The sequence below is a fragment of the Sphingobacterium sp. E70 genome (assembly GCF_019285695.1).
Lineage (GTDB): Bacteria > Bacteroidota > Bacteroidia > Sphingobacteriales > Sphingobacteriaceae > Sphingobacterium > Sphingobacterium detergens.
This window is the reverse complement of the sequence record NZ_CP079104.1, coordinates 1,352,004-1,369,376: the sequence shown is the minus strand read 5'-3', so window position 1 is coordinate 1,369,376 and position 17,373 is coordinate 1,352,004. Positions and strand designations below refer to the sequence as shown.

The window sequence follows — 17,373 nt, the reverse complement described above, 5'->3', positions numbered from 1 at the left end:
CTTGTTGGTGGAATGATCCTGACTTCGGTCGCATTCGCACAAGAAAAAAAAGATTAGTGGTCGTGTTACATCTGCTGATGGTAAGGGGTTACCAGGGGTAACAGTAGTAGTACAAGGAACTAATCAAGCGACACAAACAGATGCTAGTGGTAATTATTCATTAAATGTACCCGCAGGTAAAGTTGTCGTATTTCGTTCAGTTGGTTTTGACGATAAAACCATTATTGTTAATAACAATAGCACTGTATTCAATGTTTCTATGGAGAATCATGACAACGCTTTAGAAGAGGTTGTTGTGACTGCAATGGGACAATCGCGCCAAAAGCGTGCATTGAGTTATGCGACACAAGAAGTCAAAGGCGATAAATTGACTGAAGCTGCAAATAGCAACTTGGCTACAGCATTACAAGGTAAAGTGTCAGGGGTTCAGGTAACACCTTCTTCAGGTATGCCGGGAGCATCTGCGAATATTACGATTCGTGGAGCACGTTCATTTACAGGAAATAACTCACCGCTATACATTGTCGACGGATTGCCCATTTCTTCGACTTCAGATCAGTCTACAGGTAACTCTGTTTCTGGTGCAGATTATTCATCCAGAGGGCTGGACATCGATCCGAACGATATCGAAAGCATCAATATCCTAAAAGGACAGGCAGCATCGGCATTATACGGTATGCGAGCTTCTAATGGTGTAATTATTATTACCACAAAGAGCGGTAAAGGAAAACAAGGTAAGCCACAAATATCATACAGTTCCAATGTTTCCTTCGATAAAGTCTCCGTTCTTCCAGACTTTCAGACAAAATATGCGCAAGGAACAGGTGGAAAGTATTCACCGCTGTCTTCTATGTCCTGGGGACCTGCTATCGATCAATTGGCCAATGATGCGACTTATGGTGGAAATACCGATAATGAGTATACGAAACAATATGGAAAGCACCAAGGGCAGTATTATGTTCCACAACGTGCCAATGCAGGGTTAGATCCTTGGGCAACTCCGCAAGCATATAACAATGCGAAGGATTTCTTTAATGTTGGAAATACCTTTAATAACTCTTTTAATATTGTACAAGGATTTGAAAAAGGAAGTTACGCGTTGTCTTTAGGTTCGACCAATGCCAATGGTATTGTCCCTTCGACAGGAATGGACCGTTATACGGCTAAATTATCGGGTGAGGCGAAATTGTCTGATAAATGGACGACTGGTTTCACGGGTAACTATGTGAACTCCCATATCTCAAAACAAACAGGTGCAAATAATGGAATTGTTGCCACTGTTTATGGTGCTCCAGCTTCATATGATCTAAAAGGTATACCATCCTATTATTTGAATGCGCCTACAAGCCAAAATACTTACCGTGGTACCGCTGGATTTGATGGTGCTTATTGGGCAGTTGAGAACAACAAATTTACAGAGGATACACAACGTTTCTTTGGTAATGGCTTTGGACAATATGCGACTAACTTAGGCGAGAACCAAAATTAACGCTAAAGTATCAAGCAGGTGTTGACTCATATACAACAAACTACACTGATCTTTGGGGTTATGGTCATGCGAATGGTTTTGGTGAAGTCGAAAATTTCAACGTCTCTGTAACAGAGTGGAACTCCTTAGGAACAGCTGCTTACAATTGGAAGATTAATGATGATTTGGTCTTTGATGCCATGGTGGGTAACGAGATTGTAAACCGTGTCCGTAGAAGAGATTACGCTTATGGAATGAATTTTAACTTTCCTGGATGGAATCATATCAATAATGCTTCAAGTGTAACAGGTGAGCAAACTTTGCGTCACACACGTACTTTTGGTACTTTTGGTAGTTTAGCATTGGCGTACAAAAGCATGTTGTTTTTAAATGCCACTGGCCGTAATGACATCGTTTCTTCCATGCCTAGAAACAACCGTTCATTCTTCTACCCTTCTGTTTCGGCAGGTTTTGTCTTTACAGAATTGGAGAGTGTTAAAAATTCGGTATTGACCATGGGTAAATTGAGAGCTTCATACGCTGAAGTTGGTCAAGCAGGAGATTATTATGAGAGCTACTATGACAAACCAACATATGGTGGCGGTTTTCTCTAGTGGTACACCAATTATTTATCCAATCAACAGTGACGGTATAACTTCTTATACCCCATACTCCATTGTTTATGACCCGAATCTAAAACCGCAAAACACGCAAGCGATTGAAGTTGGTACTGATTTAACATTCTGGAATGGTTTAATTAATTTGAATTACACTTTCTCACGTCAGAACGTAAAAGACCAAATATTTGAAGTGCCATTAGCAGCTTCTACTGGTTACTCTAGCTTAGTTACAAATGGTGGTAGAATTCATACCAATGCACATGAGGTTACTTTAGCGGTTGCACCATATCGTAAGGGAGATTTTAAATGGGATTTTGCATTCAACTTTACCAAAATAGATAACTATGTCGATGAATTGGCAGAAGGTGTAAACAGTATCTTCATGGGAGGTTTTGTTACTCCGCAAGTTCGTGCAGGTATTGGATCTAAATTCCCAGTAATTTACGGGGTGTCTTATTTGAGAAATGACGCCGGACAGATTGTCGTTGATAAAAATGGCCTTCCTCAAGCGGGTGAAGAAAAAGTAATCGGTAGCGTTTCTCCAGATTTCAACCTAGGTTTCAATACCAACTTTGAATATAAAAAGTAAGACTTTCAGCGGTACTGGATTGGAAACAGGGTGGACAAATGTATCACGGTACTTCAAACACGTTAGATGTTTATGGTGTTACACAGAAAACAGTTGATTTTCGTGATGGAAATGGATTCTTATTTGAGCAACCTGCTGTAAAAGAAGTAGCTCCAGGTCAATATGAAACTAACGATATCCTGATTGATCCTTCAAAAGCATACGATTATTTCAATACTTTGAGCAATATTTCCGAAGCTGGTATTCGTGGAACTTCATTCGTGAAGTTACGTGAAATTGCTGTAGGGTATCCGGTATATCAAAATTCAAAAATCAAGGTTGATTTAAATGCCTTCGCACGTAACATCATTCTTTGGTCCGAATTAAAGGGTTTTGATCCTGAGGTTTCACAAGGAAATACAAATATGTCAGGTGCATTTGAGCGTTTCTCTCTACCGGGTACATCGAGTTATGGATTAGGTGTTAATGTTAAATTCTAAGATTAAGACAATGAAATTAAAATTAAATATAGTAGGATTATTGGCTATGGGCGTCTTGGCCGCTCCAGTAATTTTTACTTCTTGTTCAGAGGATGCGATGGACAAGATCAACGAAAATGTAAACAAACCTACAGATGTACAGGCTAAATTTTTGTTGACTGATGTCATCACAAGAACTGCTTTTTATAATGTCGGTGGGGACTTCAATACTTATCTTTCTACTTATGTGGAGCATGAGGTAGGGGTATTCAATCAGACATGGAATGCCGAGCATCGTACAAATGAACCATCGGCAGCATCAACGTTTAACAATACTTGGGGAATATGTATTTTGCCCTTCGTGATGCCCGTATTGTCATTGAGAAATGTTCAGAAGGTGGTCCACAAGCTGGCAACTATACTACATTGGGTATGGGGCAGGTTATGGCGGCTTACAACTTAGCTTTGTTGACCGATATGTTTGGTGACGTGCCATATTCTGAAGGGTTTAAACCTTTGGAAATTAAGAATCCCAAATTAGATAAACAGCAGGAATTATATAAACAAGTCATCGCTTATTTGGACGCGGCTATTGCTAATCTTCCTAAAGGAGATACGCATGCGTCGGGTGCTGCCGGGGACAAGATATACTATATAATGGTAACAGTGCTAAATGGCTGAAATTTGCATATGGGCTTAAAGCTCGTTACGGAATGCGTCTTTTGAATGTTTCTTCAAATAAGTCGGCTGTATTAACTGAGGTTATCGCGAATGTTGATAAGTCGTTCGCAAATGCTTCGGATGAAGCGAAATTTACGCAGTATAGCAAGACAAACTTAAATCCATTATTTGATTTTCAGTGGTCAAGAGATGGTTTAGCTGCAAGTAAAAGCCTAGCAGATAAGATGGTTGTACGTAAGGATCCACGTTTAGTGAGAGATTTCTTTACGCCGCAGAATTCAAAAACGGGTGTTTGGACACAAGTAAATGATATCGCGTCAAATGCAGCATCCTATAAGCTATTGGCTCCAAATGGAGAAAGCGAGCAAGTACAGTATCAGTACTTAACATCAACATTTGTGTTTTCTCAAACTGCTCCTACTCAGTTTTTGAGTTATCACGAGTTGTTATTTTTGAAAGCGGAGGCTATGCAACGTTTAGGACAGGGAGTGAATACGGTAGAAGCTGTGTTGAAGGATGCGGTAATAGCATCTATAGCTAATTCTGAAGTTTCTGTTAATGCAGCACTGGTTGCACCAACAGTAGCGGCAAACGGTACAATGGTTGAAACGTCGGATAAAATTACGAGTGCAGCTGCTTCGGATTATTTCAATAATAACGTAAAACCATTATTTCAAGCCAATGCATTGAAAGAGATTGCAAACCAAAAATATTTAGCCTTCTTTGGTGCTTCTGGCGAGTCAACTGAGATGTACAACGACATCCGCCGTTGGAAAGCAAATGGTGAAAACCTTATTGAATTGAAAAATCCTGGTAAATTCCCATTACGTTTACCATATGGTAACGATGATACAACAACGAATCCAAATGTTCAGGCAGCATACGGTAATGGACAATATGTCTACACTGAAAATGTTTGGTGGGCAGGCGGTACACGCTAGTCTATCAGTCTAAGGTTATAAATTGGAAAGCGGTCTCGAAAGAGACCGCTTTTTTTTGCTATCAACCTCAAAACTGAATCCTCGATTACTGGCACGTTAGGATTGTCTTGTTCGTAAACGTATGTCAACAGATCTATTAAATTTCAGAAAGACTCTTTTTATTACTGTAGCTTTATGTTTAATTAATATAAGTTATGTTTTATTATTGTTTCGTTTATTTTAAGAAATTAATGAATTTAAAATATTTTTTTATAGCAAAAAAAGCTTTGAAATACCTTTAGATACCTTTTATAACATAAATGATATTTTAAATACTCTCTAAGACGAAATTTTATTTATTGTTATGTTGTTGTAAATAAGTTGTTTTCTTGTTATAGAGTTGCGGTTTTAAAATTGTGTGTAATTGAAATCTGAAAATTTTGATTTAGCAAATGGTTTAGAGAATTGAAATTGTTTAATTTAATACTAGCGACATGTCTGCATTAGTTGTGAAGGAAGATTATTAACCTTAAGGTTCCCGTTATTGTTTTTTTGTAAATTAATCTCTTGTTAATCAATTGTTTGTGTGTTTTGATGTTACTAAATGATCTCATGGTTTTATGCATGCATTGTAAAAGATAAAAAAGTTATAAATTTGCTCTTAACATTTTTTAACAGGAGAAAATTTTGTTAAAAATACATTACTAACTAAATGACTTTTTAAGCGATAAATAGCCTGTGCTATTTGGCTTGCTAAGACTATAAACAAATTTTTATAAACACAAATTATATGAAACAGACATTACTCAGCTTTTTTGTGGGTAGTATGATCTTGACTTCTGTCGCATTTGCACAAGAAAAAAAGTCAGTGGTCGTGTTACGGGTGCCGATGGTAAGCCATTGGTCGGAGTAACTATTGCCGTACAAGGATCAAATGTGGCAACCTCCACAGATGCTAACGGAAACTATACTTTGACGGTACCAACCGGTAAAGTAATTGTTTTTCGCTCTGTAGGTTTTGCTGATAAAACTTTGATCGTAAAAGAAGGTCAGACATCCTTTAATATGGTACTGGACAACAAGGATAATGCTTTAGAAGAGGTCGTTGTGACGGCATTAGGAATTTCTAAAAGCTCTAGAGGTATAGGTTACTCTACATCTAAAGTAAGTGGAGATGATTTGGTAAAATCTGGTGAAGCAAACATTATCCAAGGTTTAGCAGCGAAGGCATCAGGTGTTCAAATCACTTCATCAGCGGGTACACCAGGAGCTTCTTCAAAAATTGTGTTGCGTGGTGCTGCCTCTTTTTCAGGAGATAACCAGCCACTTATCGTTGTTGATGGTGTTCCAATTGATAATGGTTTGAACAACACAAAGGCTGGCGACGATCCTTACAACCAGAGTCTTTCTGGTGTGCAGGTTGCTAATAGAGCGTTGGATATTAATCCTGATGATATTGAAACAGTGACTATTCTCAAAGGCCCAGCTGCGGCGGCTTTATATGGTCAGGCAGCAGGTAATGGGGCTGTTATTTACACCACAAAAAAGGTAAACTAGGTTCAGGTCTTGGCATTACTTTCTCTTCGAGTTATGAAATGCAGAAGGTAAATAAATTGCCCGAGTTTCAAAAAAAAATATGGTCAGGGAACGGATGGAGTATATACTAACGAGACGGCGGATAGCTGGGGTGAAAATTTAATAGCGGCAGGAAAGCCAATCTATAACAATGTGGATGAGTTTTTAAGAATGGAAACGTTTTTAATAATAACTTATCGATCACTTCCGGTGGGGAAAAAACCACTATGCGTTTTTCGGTGGGCTCCACAAATAATACCGGTATAATTCCGAACACAAGTTATAATCGCTATACTTCACGACTCAACGCAGAATCAAAATTGAATGACCGAATTACTGTAGGTGGAAATTTCAGTTTTACAAATGCAAATACGCGAGCGGCTCAAAATGGTAGCAATATTGCCGGCGTCATGCTTGCGCTCTTGCGCTCCCCGTGGATTTTAATCTGAAAGATTATCAAAATGAATTAGGTATACAAAAATATTTCGAAAGTTATGATAATCCCTATTGGTCAACCGAGCGTAATCCCTATAAAGAAGAAAATAATCGTTTTTTAGGCAACGTCTATGCAGATGTTAAATTAAATGATGTGTTCTCTGTTTCTTGGAAAACTGGACTTGATACCTACGCAACGAATGGGAATCAGATTTACGCCGTAGGGTCAAGTGGTGATGATGATTCAGCTGGATGGGGTGAAATCAAGCGGACAAATGTCAACTACCGTAATATTTATACCGATCTTTTATTGAAATTTAATAAGAAGATTTCGGACGATTTTTCCGTTTCTGGTTTATTAGGGGAAATTTTAATTATGTTCAAAGCATTGCTAATTTTGCGAGGGGAAAAAATCTAAGTATTCCAGATTATTATAATTTAAATAATGCAAAAATGCTCTACGCGAGTAATTCAGAAGAGTACAGAAATAGCAAAGCAATTTTCTTAGACGCAACATTTGATTATCGGAGTATTTTATTTTTGACATTGACTGGTCGTAACGAGTGGTCAACTACCTTTGGCCGAAATGCAAAAGGATTCTTCTATCCGAAAGCTGATATCTCTTACGTTTTCTCAGATTTGTTTAAAGAATCGGAAATTGTAAATTTTGGTAAAATTCGTTTGGCTTATTCAAATGTGGGCATATCACCAAAGCCTTATTCAAATAGAACGTATTTCACATCACCATTGATTGCAGACGGTATGACAAATGGTTATTCCTTTCCATACCAAGGACAGTTAGGTTTTGCTATTTCAAATGAATATGTCTCTGAAAACCTTAAACCAGAAAGAAACGTTGGTTATGAAGCAGGTTTGGAAATGAAATTTTTGAATAATCGTCTGGGCTTTGATTTTACCTACTATCAACAACGTGCATCTAATCTTTTGATTTCAATGCCTGTAGATCCAACCAGTGGATTCGCTTATTACTATAACAATTTCGGTAAAATGAAAAATAGCGGTATTGAATTGACGTTAAATGGTCACATTGTGAAGTCGGACAATTTTAACTGGAATGCTACTTTAAATTGGTCCAAAAATACCAACGAGGTAACGGAACTAGCGCCTGGCGTGGATAAATTATCTATTGGTGACGCTTTTTCAGCTCCGCAATCTTTTGCGATCGTAGGACAGCCATTTGGTGTAATCTATGCACAAAAATTTCAGCGGAATGCACAGGGACAGGTATTGATTGATCCAAATAGCGGTTTACCGATGTATGAATCTGATTTGGGTAGTGTAGGAAGTACCATACCGAAATGGTTAATGAATATCAATAATGAATTTTCCTATAAAAACTGGTCCTTCTCATTCTTATGGGATTTTAGAAAGGGCGGCAAACTATGGGGCGCTACGAATGCAGTATTGATCAATCGAGGAAAAGCGGCTATTACTGAAGATCGTGAACGTAAGTATGTCATTGATGGTGTCTACGGAGGTGGGGCTAATGAAGGACAAAAAAATACAACCGAATTGACAGCATTTAACTACTTTAAAAACTATTTAGAAATTCCTCATCGGAAGTGTCCATTCAGGATGGTACTTGGGCAAGGTTACGTTCTATTGATTTGAATTACCGTTTTACTAAAGTTTCTAAAGCGATCCAGTATATTCAAGTAGGCGTTAATCTTCGGAACCCGATCTTGATCACAAAATATAAAGGGATTGACCCAGAAACTAGTTTGACCGGATCGGATCAAAATTTCGCCGGATATGACTTCTTTAATAATCCTGGCACAAAATCTTATTCCCTTAATTTTAGAGTTGGTTTTTAATTAAACATTATTCATAACATGAAAAATAAAGTAAAATTACTATATGCCTTATGTTTTACAGCTATTGTCGGATGTAAAACAGGCGATGATCTATATATAAGTCCCAATAATCCACTTGATGGGAACTTGCCGTCCATGTTGACCGCTGCTGAGGTGAATACTTTTCAAAATGTGGAAGGGGACTTGTCCCGTATGAGCAGTATTTTGGTACAACACTCAGTAGGTCTAAATGCACAGTATTCAGATGTCCAAAATTACCGCATTACCCAAGGTGATTTTGATAATGTGTGGATCGGATTATACACGAATACGATGTATAATTTGAAACTAATGATCGATAAGGCGAAGATCACCGAAACCAAAAGCCCGTACTATGAGGGGATAGCGAAAGTTATGATGGCGCTTAATATCAGTTTAGCGACTGACCTATGGGGCGATGTGCCCTATTCTGAGGCTTTTCAATGGACAACTGGTAACAAAACACCTAAATTGGATTCCCAACAAGATGTTTACACAAGTATAGATAAACTTCTAGCTGATGCAATTACAGATTTATCTGTTGCCGAAGATGAAAACTATTACCTGCCAGCAGAAGATGACTTGATTTTCAAAGGAGATGTTGAAAAATGGATGAAGGCAGCTTACACGTTAAGAGCACGTTTTCTGAATCGGACGTCGAGTAAACAGGCAGGTACTGAGGCTAAAGTGCTTGACTATTTAAAGAAAGGAATTTCTTCTAATGATGAAAATATGATCGCACCACACGATGAAAATTCCCAAAATCAATGGGGGCTTTTCAGGCTGCGAGAAGAGGTTATTTGGGGCGAGCAATATATTTGTTGATAGATTGTCTGCAAAAATGATCCACGGTTAGCGTACTTTCTACGTCCTAATTCTAAGAAACAATTTATTGGAGGATATTACGAAGGAGTCTATTGTTCCTGATATCTCAGTGGTTGGTCCGTTTTTCGCAGCGGATCAGAATTTTCCAATTATTACCTATTATGAAGCAAAATTTATAGAAGCTGAAGTGAAACAAAGACAAGGCGGTAATGCGGCGGCAGAATTAAATGAGGCTATTAAGGCAAATGTAGCGTATGTGACAAATGGAAAAGAATCTGCTAGCAATGTTGCAAATTATGCTACAGCGACTAAAACAGATATTTTAATGGAGAAATGGGTTGCACTCTATAATCAAGGAATTGAACCTTATAATGATTATAGGAGAACTGGAATTCCTGCATTAAAACCAAGACCGCAAAGCGTGGGTGCGACCTTGCCCGTTATTCCAAAGCGGTATCCATTCCCGCAAACAACAACTTTATATAATCCAAATGCGAAGAACATTCCGATGGATGTCGCTGTTTGGTGGGAATGTAAAGAGATAGAACTTATTAAATAAGCTTGATTCAAAAGGCTATACTTGTTAAAACATGTATAGCCTTTTTTTGGTTATTATAATGATATGGTATTTTATTTTATTTCGATAAATAAAATATTTTTCTTTACAATCTTTGAAAAAAAAGTTATAAAATAATAATCTGATTATAAGCTATTTGTTATTTTTTCTTTACCATATTGTTATTGGGAAATTATGCATGCATTGCAAATGTTAAAAAAGTTATATTTTTGTATTTAACATTTTTAACAGACTCACCGTCTATATAAAGATGTATTGCTAACTAACAGACTTATTAAATTATTGAAAAGATAGAATACTAACCGAATTATCTCTAGAAAAATAAACATACTTATTTAAATAAACGTAAACATATGAAACACAAATTACTCAGTTTTTTCGTGGGTAGTATGATCCTGACTTCAGTAGCGTTCGCGCAAGAGAAGAAAGTAAGTGGTCGTGTAACTGGTGCAGATGGTAAGCCATTAGCTGGTGTTACCATCGTTGTACAGGGATCAACTACAGCTACCCAAACAGATGCGAATGGTAATTATTCATTATCTGTACCTACAGGTAAGGTAATCGTATTCCGTTCAGTTGGATTTGCCGACAAAACTATAATCGTTAAAGAAGGACAGTCTGCCTTTAATGTTACATTAAGCAATTCTGAAAATGCACTTGAAGAGGTAATTGTAACAGCGCAGGGTATCACACGTACGAATAAATCGTTGGGATACTCGACACAACAAGTTGGAGGTGAGGCGTTAGCCCAAAAGTCAGAAACAAATGTATTAAATGCTTTACAGGGTAAAGTTGCAGGTGTAAACATTTCAAGTTCTTCGGGTCAACCGGGGTCATCTACGAATATTAACATTCGTGGTATTACGTCTTTCGGTGGTAATAACCAGCCATTGATTGTTGTGGATGGAATTATATTCAGTAATGATACAGATAATAGCCAAAATAGTTTATTTGGTTCACAACCGTCGAACCGTTTAAATGATATACCACCTGATAATATTGAAACTATCAATATTTTGAAAGGACCTGCAGCATCTGCGCTTTATGGATCGAGAGCATCGGCTGGGGTTATCATGATTACGACAAAAAGTGGAAAGGGGTTAGGTGGAAAACCGAAGTAACCTTTAGTTCTTCAGCAAACTGGCAACGTGTAGGTTTTCTACCCGAGCTGCAGACCTCCTACGGTCAAGGATCTCAAAATATTTATAACAACCAAAGTACACTTTCTTGGGGGCCGAAATTTGGCTCTGTGCCTACAGTGATTCAAGGCGGTACAGGAAAAGAGGTTCCTTATCAAGCTTATCCTAATAATATTAAGGACTTCTTTAATACGGGATCGTTTTATCAAAACTCTTTAAATCTTGCGGGTGGAGATGAGATTAATAATTTTAATGCAGGAGTATCAAGTACGATCCAAAAAGGGGTTGTTCCGGAAAGTAAGTATAATAGACATACTGTAAACGTTGGCGGGAATTCCAAGCTGAAAAATGGAGTTAAACTTGGTGGAACGATTACCTATAGCAAAACTAATCAAAGAGGAGCAACTATGGGAAATGGAGGAAGTGCATTTGGACAACTTTCACGTATACCGATTAGTTATGATTTGATAGGAACACCAATTTTGAATGAAGCTGGACAAAGACAGTATTTTGTTCCTACTCAAAATTCTCCTTTATGGAGTGTTCAGAACGAATTCTTTACTTCAGATGTTGATCGTGTATATGGTAATTTAAGTATTGGTTACGACATTGCAGACTGGCTAAACGTAAGCTATCGGGTAACTGGGGATACTTATTTCGATTCAAGAAAGCAAGTTTTACGTATCGGTGCGGCGCGCGCACCTAAAGGTGGTATTGATGAAGATAACAGATTCAGATCTGAGCTTAATGGTGACTTAATGATTCGTGCAAACAAATCTGATATCTTTACGGAAGGTTTGAGTGCAAATCTTTTATTGGGCCAAAATATAAATCAGCGGGATTACAAGGAATCGGGAATTGTTTCCAGTGATCTTGTCATACCAGGATATGATAATGTGAACAACGCATCTGTTTTTACAGGATCTTACGCTAATAGAGAACGTAGAAGATTATTGGGTTATTATGCTCAATTGGGATTAAATTACAAAGATTATTTATTCTTGGAATTAACTGGTCGGGCAGATAAATCATCTACTTTACCGAAAGAAAATAACACTTATTTCTACCCTTCGGCTTCTTTAAGCTTCGTTCCAACACAAGTATGGGAATCAATGAAATCCGATGTGCTCTCATTTATGAAAATTAGAGCAAATATAGCTAAGGTGGGCCGGGATGCAGATCCTTATTTACTTAGGTCAGTATATACCGCTGGAGAATATGGAAACAATACAGCGAGTATTACTTTTCCGATATCAGTGGGCGGATCAAGCATCACAGGGTTCAAAATTAGCTCGCGAATTGGAAATCCTAATTTAAAGCCTGAGTTTGTTAAATCTTATGAACTTGGAGGACAATTTGGCTTCTTCAATAATAGAATCGATTTAGACTTTACTTACTTTAGTACTAAAAGTTCGAGCCAAATATTTAATGTAGCGGTGGCAAATTCATCAGGCTATGACACACAGACTTCAAATATCGGCGAGATGACTAATAAAGGTATAGAGGTGATGTTAAATGGCTATCCAATTAAAAATAATAATTTTAGTTGGAACGTTAATTTGAACTTCACAAGAATACGCAATAAAGTAGTTGCTATTTTTGGAGAAAAGCCAGTTGGTGGAGATGTACTAACAAGTACTGTAATTCCAGGAGTGAATTATTTCGGAGGTATCACCCCATCTATTGCTGAAGGATATCCATATGGAGTTATTGTTGGGAGTAAAAATGCTAGAAATGAGAATGGCGATTTGTTAATAAATCCTGCAACTGGTTTGTTTGCTAACCCAATTCCTAACCAAGTAATAGCTAATCCACAAAAAGATTACACTTTAGGAATTTCAAATACATTCAGATATAAGGGTATTTCTTTAAGTGCTTTGTTTGATATTAATAAAGGTGGACAAATTTTCTCAATGGGTCAAGTTGACTTGAGAAATGCGGGCGCCATTCTTGAGACTGGAATTGATCGGGACAAACCACGCATATTGCCTGGTGTAATTGCAAATGCAGATGGTACTTATAGACCTAATGATATCCAGATTTCAGCCCAAAGTTATTGGCAAGGATTAGGTGGAATTGCTTCTGAAGCGGCTGTTTTTGATGCAACATCTTATAGACTACGCGAGGTGGCAATCAATTATAGCCTTCCGCAAAATGTTCTCAAAAATTCTCCATTTGGACAGGTCTCTATTGGGGTTAGTGGAAGAAATCTGTGGATGTTTGCCCCAGGATTTCCTACTGATCCAGAAGTCAACACACAAGGTGCTGGAAACGTTCAAGGCTTGGATTTAAATGGTATTCCAACTACGAAAAATTTTGGTTTTAATATCCGCGCAACATTTTAATACAACACACAATGAAATCTATAAAACATAATATATATAAAATGTCTATTTTGGCCATTGGTTTATCCTTGGTCGGATGTAAGGATTTTTGGATGTCAATGATACCCCAAATAATCCATTGGAGGTGCCGGCATCAACATTATTGCCAACTGGGTTAGCAGGAACTGCATTTGCAAATTCAAACGAATTAAACCGATTCGCTTCTACGATCATGAGTGTTACAACGGGAGCCGCTGGCAGTCCACAGGATTATGATCGGTACATTATTGACGGTGATGACTTTGGAAATCAGTGGCGCTTTGAATTGTACGGAGGAGCATTAGTAAATTATAAAAAATTAATAGAAACTGCTGAAGCTAACAATGGACCCGCTTATGCAGGAATAGGTAAAATCATGTCGGCACTTAGTTTTGCTATGGCTACTGACGTTTGGGGAGACATCCCTTATTCTGAAGCGTTAACAGGAGATATTGGTGTGACGAGACCCAAACTGGATTCTCAAAAAGATATTTACCTTGGAAATGGTTCTAATATACAAAGCTTGTTTGATTTGACAAAAGCGGGCTTAGCGGATTTAGAAAAGGAGAGTCCAACAAAACCTGGAACTGATGATATTGTTTTTAAAGGAGATATTAATAAATGGAAAAGAGCGGGAAACTCTCTTTTATTAAAATTGGCAATGCAAATTAGCTTGGTTGAACCGAATCGTGCTAAGTCAGAGATCGAGGCCGTGTTAACAAAAAATCAATATATTAATAGTAATGATCAAAATCTTGCGATAAATTTTGGTGGACAAACAGGTAGTCAGGCCCCGATTTGGACATTATCCTATAACTCATTGTTTCAAAATGAATTGTTGATAAGTACGAGGTTCGTAAATTTGTTAAAAGGTACGAATGATCCTAGGCTACCGATATTTGTTACCCGCCCTAAAGGTGATTATGTCACAGCGGATAACGGGTTTGGAGGAACCTTTCCTCCCTTTGACGATCGTTCAAAATATAACGATTATGCAACTGGTGCTGAGGGGAGGGACCGACTCGTTTAGTTACATATGCTCAAACTTGTTTCAATATAGCAGAAGCAATCATTCGATTCGGAGTTGCCGGAAATGCCCAAACTTTTTATGAAGCAGGTATTAAAGCTTCAATGAATGATGCAAAGGTAACGTCGAGCGACATAAATAAATTTTTTGCTGATAATGCTACAACAGTTACGTTAAGCGGTAGTAATGAGAAAAAGATAGAACAAATTATTACACAAAAATATATTGCTCAATTTGCAAATGGTTTGGAACAATGGAATGATTGGAGAAGAACTGGATACCCAGTGTTAGCTCCACACCAAAATGCAGGCGGATAGACGGAACTAGACCAGTTAGAGCAGTCTATCTTAGTTCTGAAGTTCAACGTAATCCAAATTTTCCACAGGGCACAGCAATACCGCAATCGAATGTCAAAGTTTGGTGGGATGTTAATTAAATAAAAAGAAGATGAAAAAAATTTAATATACTTTATAGTAGCTGTAATGACATTCATGGTGTCATGCAACAAAGATTATACGGAATTCTATTCGGACAATCGACCTGAAATTCCAGTTACATATGAGGGGCCTTGACAGAAGGATTTAATCCTTACATTAAAGTCCCGTTGGCAACGAATACGTTCACATTGACTCTGACAATACCAGAGAGTTCTAGTAGAAAAATCAAGGAAATTTCGAAAGTATTAGCTGGAGGTACTTCAATTAATGCTGGTGGGGTTAGGGCGGGTACCTATATTACTAATCCCATTGCAGGAGCTGGTAATAAGGTTGTATTTAATACGTCTGTCTCGGAATTTAGGAGCAAGAGCGCGGCAAATGAAAAAATCATTAAAGATTTTGAAAATTCTACAACACTAAAAACACAAGAAATAGCATTTATGTTTTTAGTGACTCTTGATAACGGACAGGAAATTATTCCTGTGCAAGCGAGAGTATGGCTAACAAAATAAAATTTTGAAAGACTTTGCTAACAATGAAGGAACGTCTCATAAGTAATTATGAGACGTTTTTTCTGTCTTGAACTTTAAGATTTTAGATACTGGTACGAAATCTTCAGAAATTCCACGATATGGTACCGATAAATTAGCTAATTCATCATAGTTGTAGTTTATTACCAAATCATTAATTTTATGTATATAAATTAATAGTCTAACAATTTATTAACATTAACTTAATGTTGAGAATCTATTTTTACGGCGTTGAAAGAAGAGCGCTTATACGATTTAATGAAACCCTATAATGCGCTTAAAATTCATTCATTATATTAGAGATTATTTTATTCAAATGAAACTATTGAGCTTTATTCGAGCTAAACAACGAATTGAATAAAGCTGATAGCTCCATCACAGCTGAAAACAAACCAAGTGCAACAAGCTCATTTATATGGATGAGACTGGTCACTTGTAAATAAATTAAATAGATGAAAAAGGCACTTTTACTCGCAACTCTGATCGGTCCAGCAGTAGCCATGGCGCAAAATAATAATGCACCTTCAAGTTATGATCCACATGATATCAAAATCACAGGATACCTTCAGACGCAGTTTCAAAAGGCTCAATCGCCGGGAATAACCTCTTTCTCCGGTGGTGATTTTTCTAAGAATTCAGACAATCGTTTCATGATCCGACGTGGACGCCTCAAGATTGACCGTGTGGATACTTACTCAAGTATTGTATTCCAGCTCGATGCGACACAAGATGGTGTACAGTTAATGGACGCTTTTATTCAATTACGCCACCCTAGTCAGAAAGGCTTGAGTCTGACAGCAGGTCTCTTCAACAGACCATTCGGATATTCTATTGTTTATTCTTCTGGCTACCGTGATTTCCCCGAACGGGCGCGTGTTTTCCAGACGCTAATGCCGCGTGAACGTGACCTTGGGGGATGGTCAGTTACCACCCTGGAGCCAAAATGAAATTCCTGAACTTGGACTTGGCTCTGGTAAACGGAAGCGGCCACTCCGCCAAAGACTACGATTCTAAAAAGGATCTGATCGGTAACCTAGGATTTAAATTCGATAGCCTTGCAGATAAAAGATTGCAGCTCGGATTTGGTGGCTCTTTCTATAAAGGTTCTGTCCGCAACGACACCAAAACATACTACACTGCGATTGCTAATGGCTATACTGCGCATACCAGTGATGACAATGAAGGAAAAGCCATTGGTCGAAACTACTATGGTGCAAACTTTCAGATCGAACTGGATAATAGCTTTGGAAAATCTAGCTTCAAGACGGAATATGTAGCCGGTGATCAGCCTGGTGTCGCTGGAGGTGCGGATATTAAAGGTCCGTATGCGAGCAGAAGTTTTACGACACAGCCTGCTACAGATTTATACCAACGGAAATTTAACGGTTATTATCTTTGGTTTACACAAGAAATCGCAAAAACAGGTGTTACAGCTTTATTGGCTTACGATGTCTATGACCCTAATACAAAGGCAAGTGGCATGACCATAGGAATGCCTGATAATTTTACGGCGGATGGTGATGTCAAATTTAGCACATTGGGCTATGGTGTCGCTTATCAGATCAGTAATAGATTAAAACTTACGGTATATAATGAGCATGTGACCAATGAAAAAACGAGCTTGAAGAATTTTTCTGATGATCTGAAAGACAATGTTTTTACAACGCGATTGTTATACCGTTGGTAAAATGTACCAGGTCATTTTATTGAATGTTTAAAAATTAAAGCAAACTCTCCGACTTAGGCAGGATATTTGATCATGTGGTGAAATAAATGACTTGGGTTCTGAAAAGAGAAATTGCATGAGAATAACATTCCTATTTTTATTGTTCTTGTCTTTTGCTTCCTGTACAGGGAAAAAGACATTGGACAATTC

The 17,373-nt window shown here is 37.8% G+C and carries 21 protein-coding genes and 1 pseudogene; all 22 read left to right on the top strand.

Features of this window, described 5'->3' with window-relative positions; translation table 11 throughout:
• Positions 1-52 precede the first annotated feature (52 nt).
• Positions 53-238, top strand: a pseudogene (locus KUH03_RS09985) (carboxypeptidase-like regulatory domain-containing protein); the annotation flags it as partial.
• 21 nt (positions 239-259) lie between these two features.
• Positions 260-1,489, top strand: a complete 1,230-nt coding sequence (locus tag KUH03_RS09980) for a TonB-dependent receptor plug domain-containing protein (RefSeq protein WP_257093013.1) — start codon at positions 260-262, stop codon at positions 1,487-1,489.
• 164 nt (positions 1,490-1,653) lie between these two features.
• Positions 1,654-2,082, top strand: a complete 429-nt coding sequence (locus KUH03_RS09975; protein WP_257093011.1) for a TonB-dependent receptor — start codon at positions 1,654-1,656, stop codon at positions 2,080-2,082.
• The gene (locus KUH03_RS09970; RefSeq protein ID WP_257093009.1) at positions 2,036-2,677 is read left to right on the top strand and encodes a TonB-dependent receptor; all 642 of its coding nucleotides are present in this window, start codon (positions 2,036-2,038) and stop codon (positions 2,675-2,677) included. Before KUH03_RS09975 ends, KUH03_RS09970 begins: the two co-directional genes overlap by 47 nt.
• 38 nt (positions 2,678-2,715) lie before the next feature.
• Complete coding sequence (locus KUH03_RS09965; RefSeq protein WP_257093007.1) at positions 2,716-3,156, top strand: hypothetical protein; 441 nt, start codon at positions 2,716-2,718, stop codon at positions 3,154-3,156.
• 10 nt (positions 3,157-3,166) lie between these two features.
• A complete protein-coding gene (locus KUH03_RS09960; protein ID WP_257098113.1) occupies positions 3,167-3,598 on the top strand; it encodes a hypothetical protein in 432 nt (143 codons plus the stop codon).
• Complete coding sequence (locus KUH03_RS09955) at positions 3,481-3,816, top strand: SusD/RagB family nutrient-binding outer membrane lipoprotein (protein ID WP_257093005.1); 336 nt, start codon at positions 3,481-3,483, stop codon at positions 3,814-3,816. Before KUH03_RS09960 ends, KUH03_RS09955 begins: the two co-directional genes overlap by 118 nt.
• 32 nt (positions 3,817-3,848) lie before the next feature.
• Entirely contained in the window at positions 3,849-4,757 is a 909-nt protein-coding gene (locus tag KUH03_RS09950) for a SusD/RagB family nutrient-binding outer membrane lipoprotein (RefSeq protein WP_373564678.1), read from the top strand.
• Positions 4,758-5,526: 769 nt separating this feature from the next.
• Positions 5,527-5,649, top strand: a complete 123-nt coding sequence (locus tag KUH03_RS09945) for a hypothetical protein (protein WP_257093003.1) — start codon at positions 5,527-5,529, stop codon at positions 5,647-5,649.
• Positions 5,637-6,293 carry a TonB-dependent receptor plug domain-containing protein gene (locus tag KUH03_RS09940; RefSeq protein ID WP_257093001.1) on the top strand — a complete coding sequence of 219 codons (657 nt, stop codon included), beginning with the start codon at positions 5,637-5,639 and terminating at the stop codon, positions 6,291-6,293. The genes KUH03_RS09945 and KUH03_RS09940 overlap by 13 nt, the downstream gene beginning before the upstream one ends.
• A gap of 245 nt (positions 6,294-6,538) precedes the next feature.
• Positions 6,539-6,760 (top strand): hypothetical protein, encoded by a 222-nt coding sequence (locus KUH03_RS09935; RefSeq protein ID WP_257092999.1) that lies wholly within the window; start codon positions 6,539-6,541, stop codon positions 6,758-6,760.
• Positions 6,745-7,164 carry a hypothetical protein gene (locus KUH03_RS09930; RefSeq protein ID WP_257092997.1) on the top strand — a complete coding sequence of 140 codons (420 nt, stop codon included), beginning with the start codon at positions 6,745-6,747 and terminating at the stop codon, positions 7,162-7,164. The genes KUH03_RS09935 and KUH03_RS09930 overlap by 16 nt, the downstream gene beginning before the upstream one ends.
• Before the next feature lie 35 nt (positions 7,165-7,199).
• Entirely contained in the window at positions 7,200-8,378 is a 1,179-nt protein-coding gene (locus tag KUH03_RS09925; protein ID WP_373564677.1) for a TonB-dependent receptor domain-containing protein, read from the top strand.
• Between the two features lie 221 nt (positions 8,379-8,599).
• Positions 8,600-9,424, top strand: coding sequence for a SusD/RagB family nutrient-binding outer membrane lipoprotein (locus tag KUH03_RS09920; RefSeq protein WP_257092995.1), 825 nt, complete (start codon positions 8,600-8,602; stop codon positions 9,422-9,424).
• Positions 9,425-9,491: 67 nt separating this feature from the next.
• Entirely contained in the window at positions 9,492-9,983 is a 492-nt protein-coding gene (locus tag KUH03_RS09915; protein ID WP_257092993.1) for a SusD/RagB family nutrient-binding outer membrane lipoprotein, read from the top strand.
• A gap of 371 nt (positions 9,984-10,354) precedes the next feature.
• Positions 10,355-11,122 carry a TonB-dependent receptor plug domain-containing protein gene (locus KUH03_RS09910; protein WP_257092991.1) on the top strand — a complete coding sequence of 256 codons (768 nt, stop codon included), beginning with the start codon at positions 10,355-10,357 and terminating at the stop codon, positions 11,120-11,122.
• A gap of 128 nt (positions 11,123-11,250) precedes the next feature.
• On the top strand, positions 11,251-13,485 hold the full coding sequence (locus KUH03_RS09905; protein ID WP_257092989.1) for a TonB-dependent receptor domain-containing protein: 2,235 nt from the start codon (positions 11,251-11,253) through the stop codon (positions 13,483-13,485).
• An 88-nt stretch (positions 13,486-13,573) separates the two neighbouring features.
• The gene (locus KUH03_RS09900; protein WP_257092988.1) at positions 13,574-14,533 is read left to right on the top strand and encodes a SusD/RagB family nutrient-binding outer membrane lipoprotein; all 960 of its coding nucleotides are present in this window, start codon (positions 13,574-13,576) and stop codon (positions 14,531-14,533) included.
• A gap of 26 nt (positions 14,534-14,559) precedes the next feature.
• Positions 14,560-14,847: a SusD/RagB family nutrient-binding outer membrane lipoprotein gene (locus KUH03_RS09895; RefSeq protein ID WP_306429717.1), complete on the top strand. Its 288-nt coding sequence runs from the start codon at positions 14,560-14,562 to the stop codon at positions 14,845-14,847.
• A gap of 251 nt (positions 14,848-15,098) precedes the next feature.
• A complete protein-coding gene (locus KUH03_RS09890) occupies positions 15,099-15,479 on the top strand; it encodes a hypothetical protein (RefSeq protein ID WP_257092987.1) in 381 nt (126 codons plus the stop codon).
• Positions 15,480-15,949: 470 nt separating this feature from the next.
• Positions 15,950-16,444, top strand: a complete 495-nt coding sequence (locus KUH03_RS09885; RefSeq protein ID WP_257092986.1) for a hypothetical protein — start codon at positions 15,950-15,952, stop codon at positions 16,442-16,444.
• A complete protein-coding gene (locus KUH03_RS09880; protein ID WP_257092977.1) occupies positions 16,441-17,184 on the top strand; it encodes a hypothetical protein in 744 nt (247 codons plus the stop codon). Before KUH03_RS09885 ends, KUH03_RS09880 begins: the two co-directional genes overlap by 4 nt.
• Positions 17,185-17,373: the final 189 nt, after the last annotated feature.

Bases quoted from the DNA above. Each gene is read 5' to 3' on its own strand.
- KUH03_RS09925 (WP_373564677.1), top strand. From the start codon at position 7,200: ATGCTCTACGCGAGTAATTCAGAAGAGTACAGAAATAGCAAAGCAATT.
- KUH03_RS09970 (WP_257093009.1), top strand. From the start codon at position 2,036: ATGAGAGCTACTATGACAAACCAACATATGGTGGCGGTTTTCTCTAGT.
- KUH03_RS09935 (WP_257092999.1), top strand. From the start codon at position 6,539: ATGCGTTTTTCGGTGGGCTCCACAAATAATACCGGTATAATTCCGAAC.
- KUH03_RS09920 (WP_257092995.1), top strand. From the start codon at position 8,600: ATGAAAAATAAAGTAAAATTACTATATGCCTTATGTTTTACAGCTATT.
- KUH03_RS09950 (WP_373564678.1), top strand. From the start codon at position 3,849: ATGCGTCTTTTGAATGTTTCTTCAAATAAGTCGGCTGTATTAACTGAG.
- KUH03_RS09880 (WP_257092977.1), top strand. From the start codon at position 16,441: ATGAAATTCCTGAACTTGGACTTGGCTCTGGTAAACGGAAGCGGCCAC.
- KUH03_RS09910 (WP_257092991.1), top strand. From the start codon at position 10,355: ATGAAACACAAATTACTCAGTTTTTTCGTGGGTAGTATGATCCTGACT.
- KUH03_RS09885 (WP_257092986.1), top strand. From the start codon at position 15,950: ATGAAAAAGGCACTTTTACTCGCAACTCTGATCGGTCCAGCAGTAGCC.
- KUH03_RS09945 (WP_257093003.1), top strand. From the start codon at position 5,527: ATGAAACAGACATTACTCAGCTTTTTTGTGGGTAGTATGATCTTGACT.
- KUH03_RS09980 (WP_257093013.1), top strand. From the start codon at position 260: ATGGAGAATCATGACAACGCTTTAGAAGAGGTTGTTGTGACTGCAATG.
- KUH03_RS09965 (WP_257093007.1), top strand. From the start codon at position 2,716: ATGTATCACGGTACTTCAAACACGTTAGATGTTTATGGTGTTACACAG.
- KUH03_RS09955 (WP_257093005.1), top strand. From the start codon at position 3,481: ATGTATTTTGCCCTTCGTGATGCCCGTATTGTCATTGAGAAATGTTCA.
- KUH03_RS09960 (WP_257098113.1), top strand. From the start codon at position 3,167: ATGAAATTAAAATTAAATATAGTAGGATTATTGGCTATGGGCGTCTTG.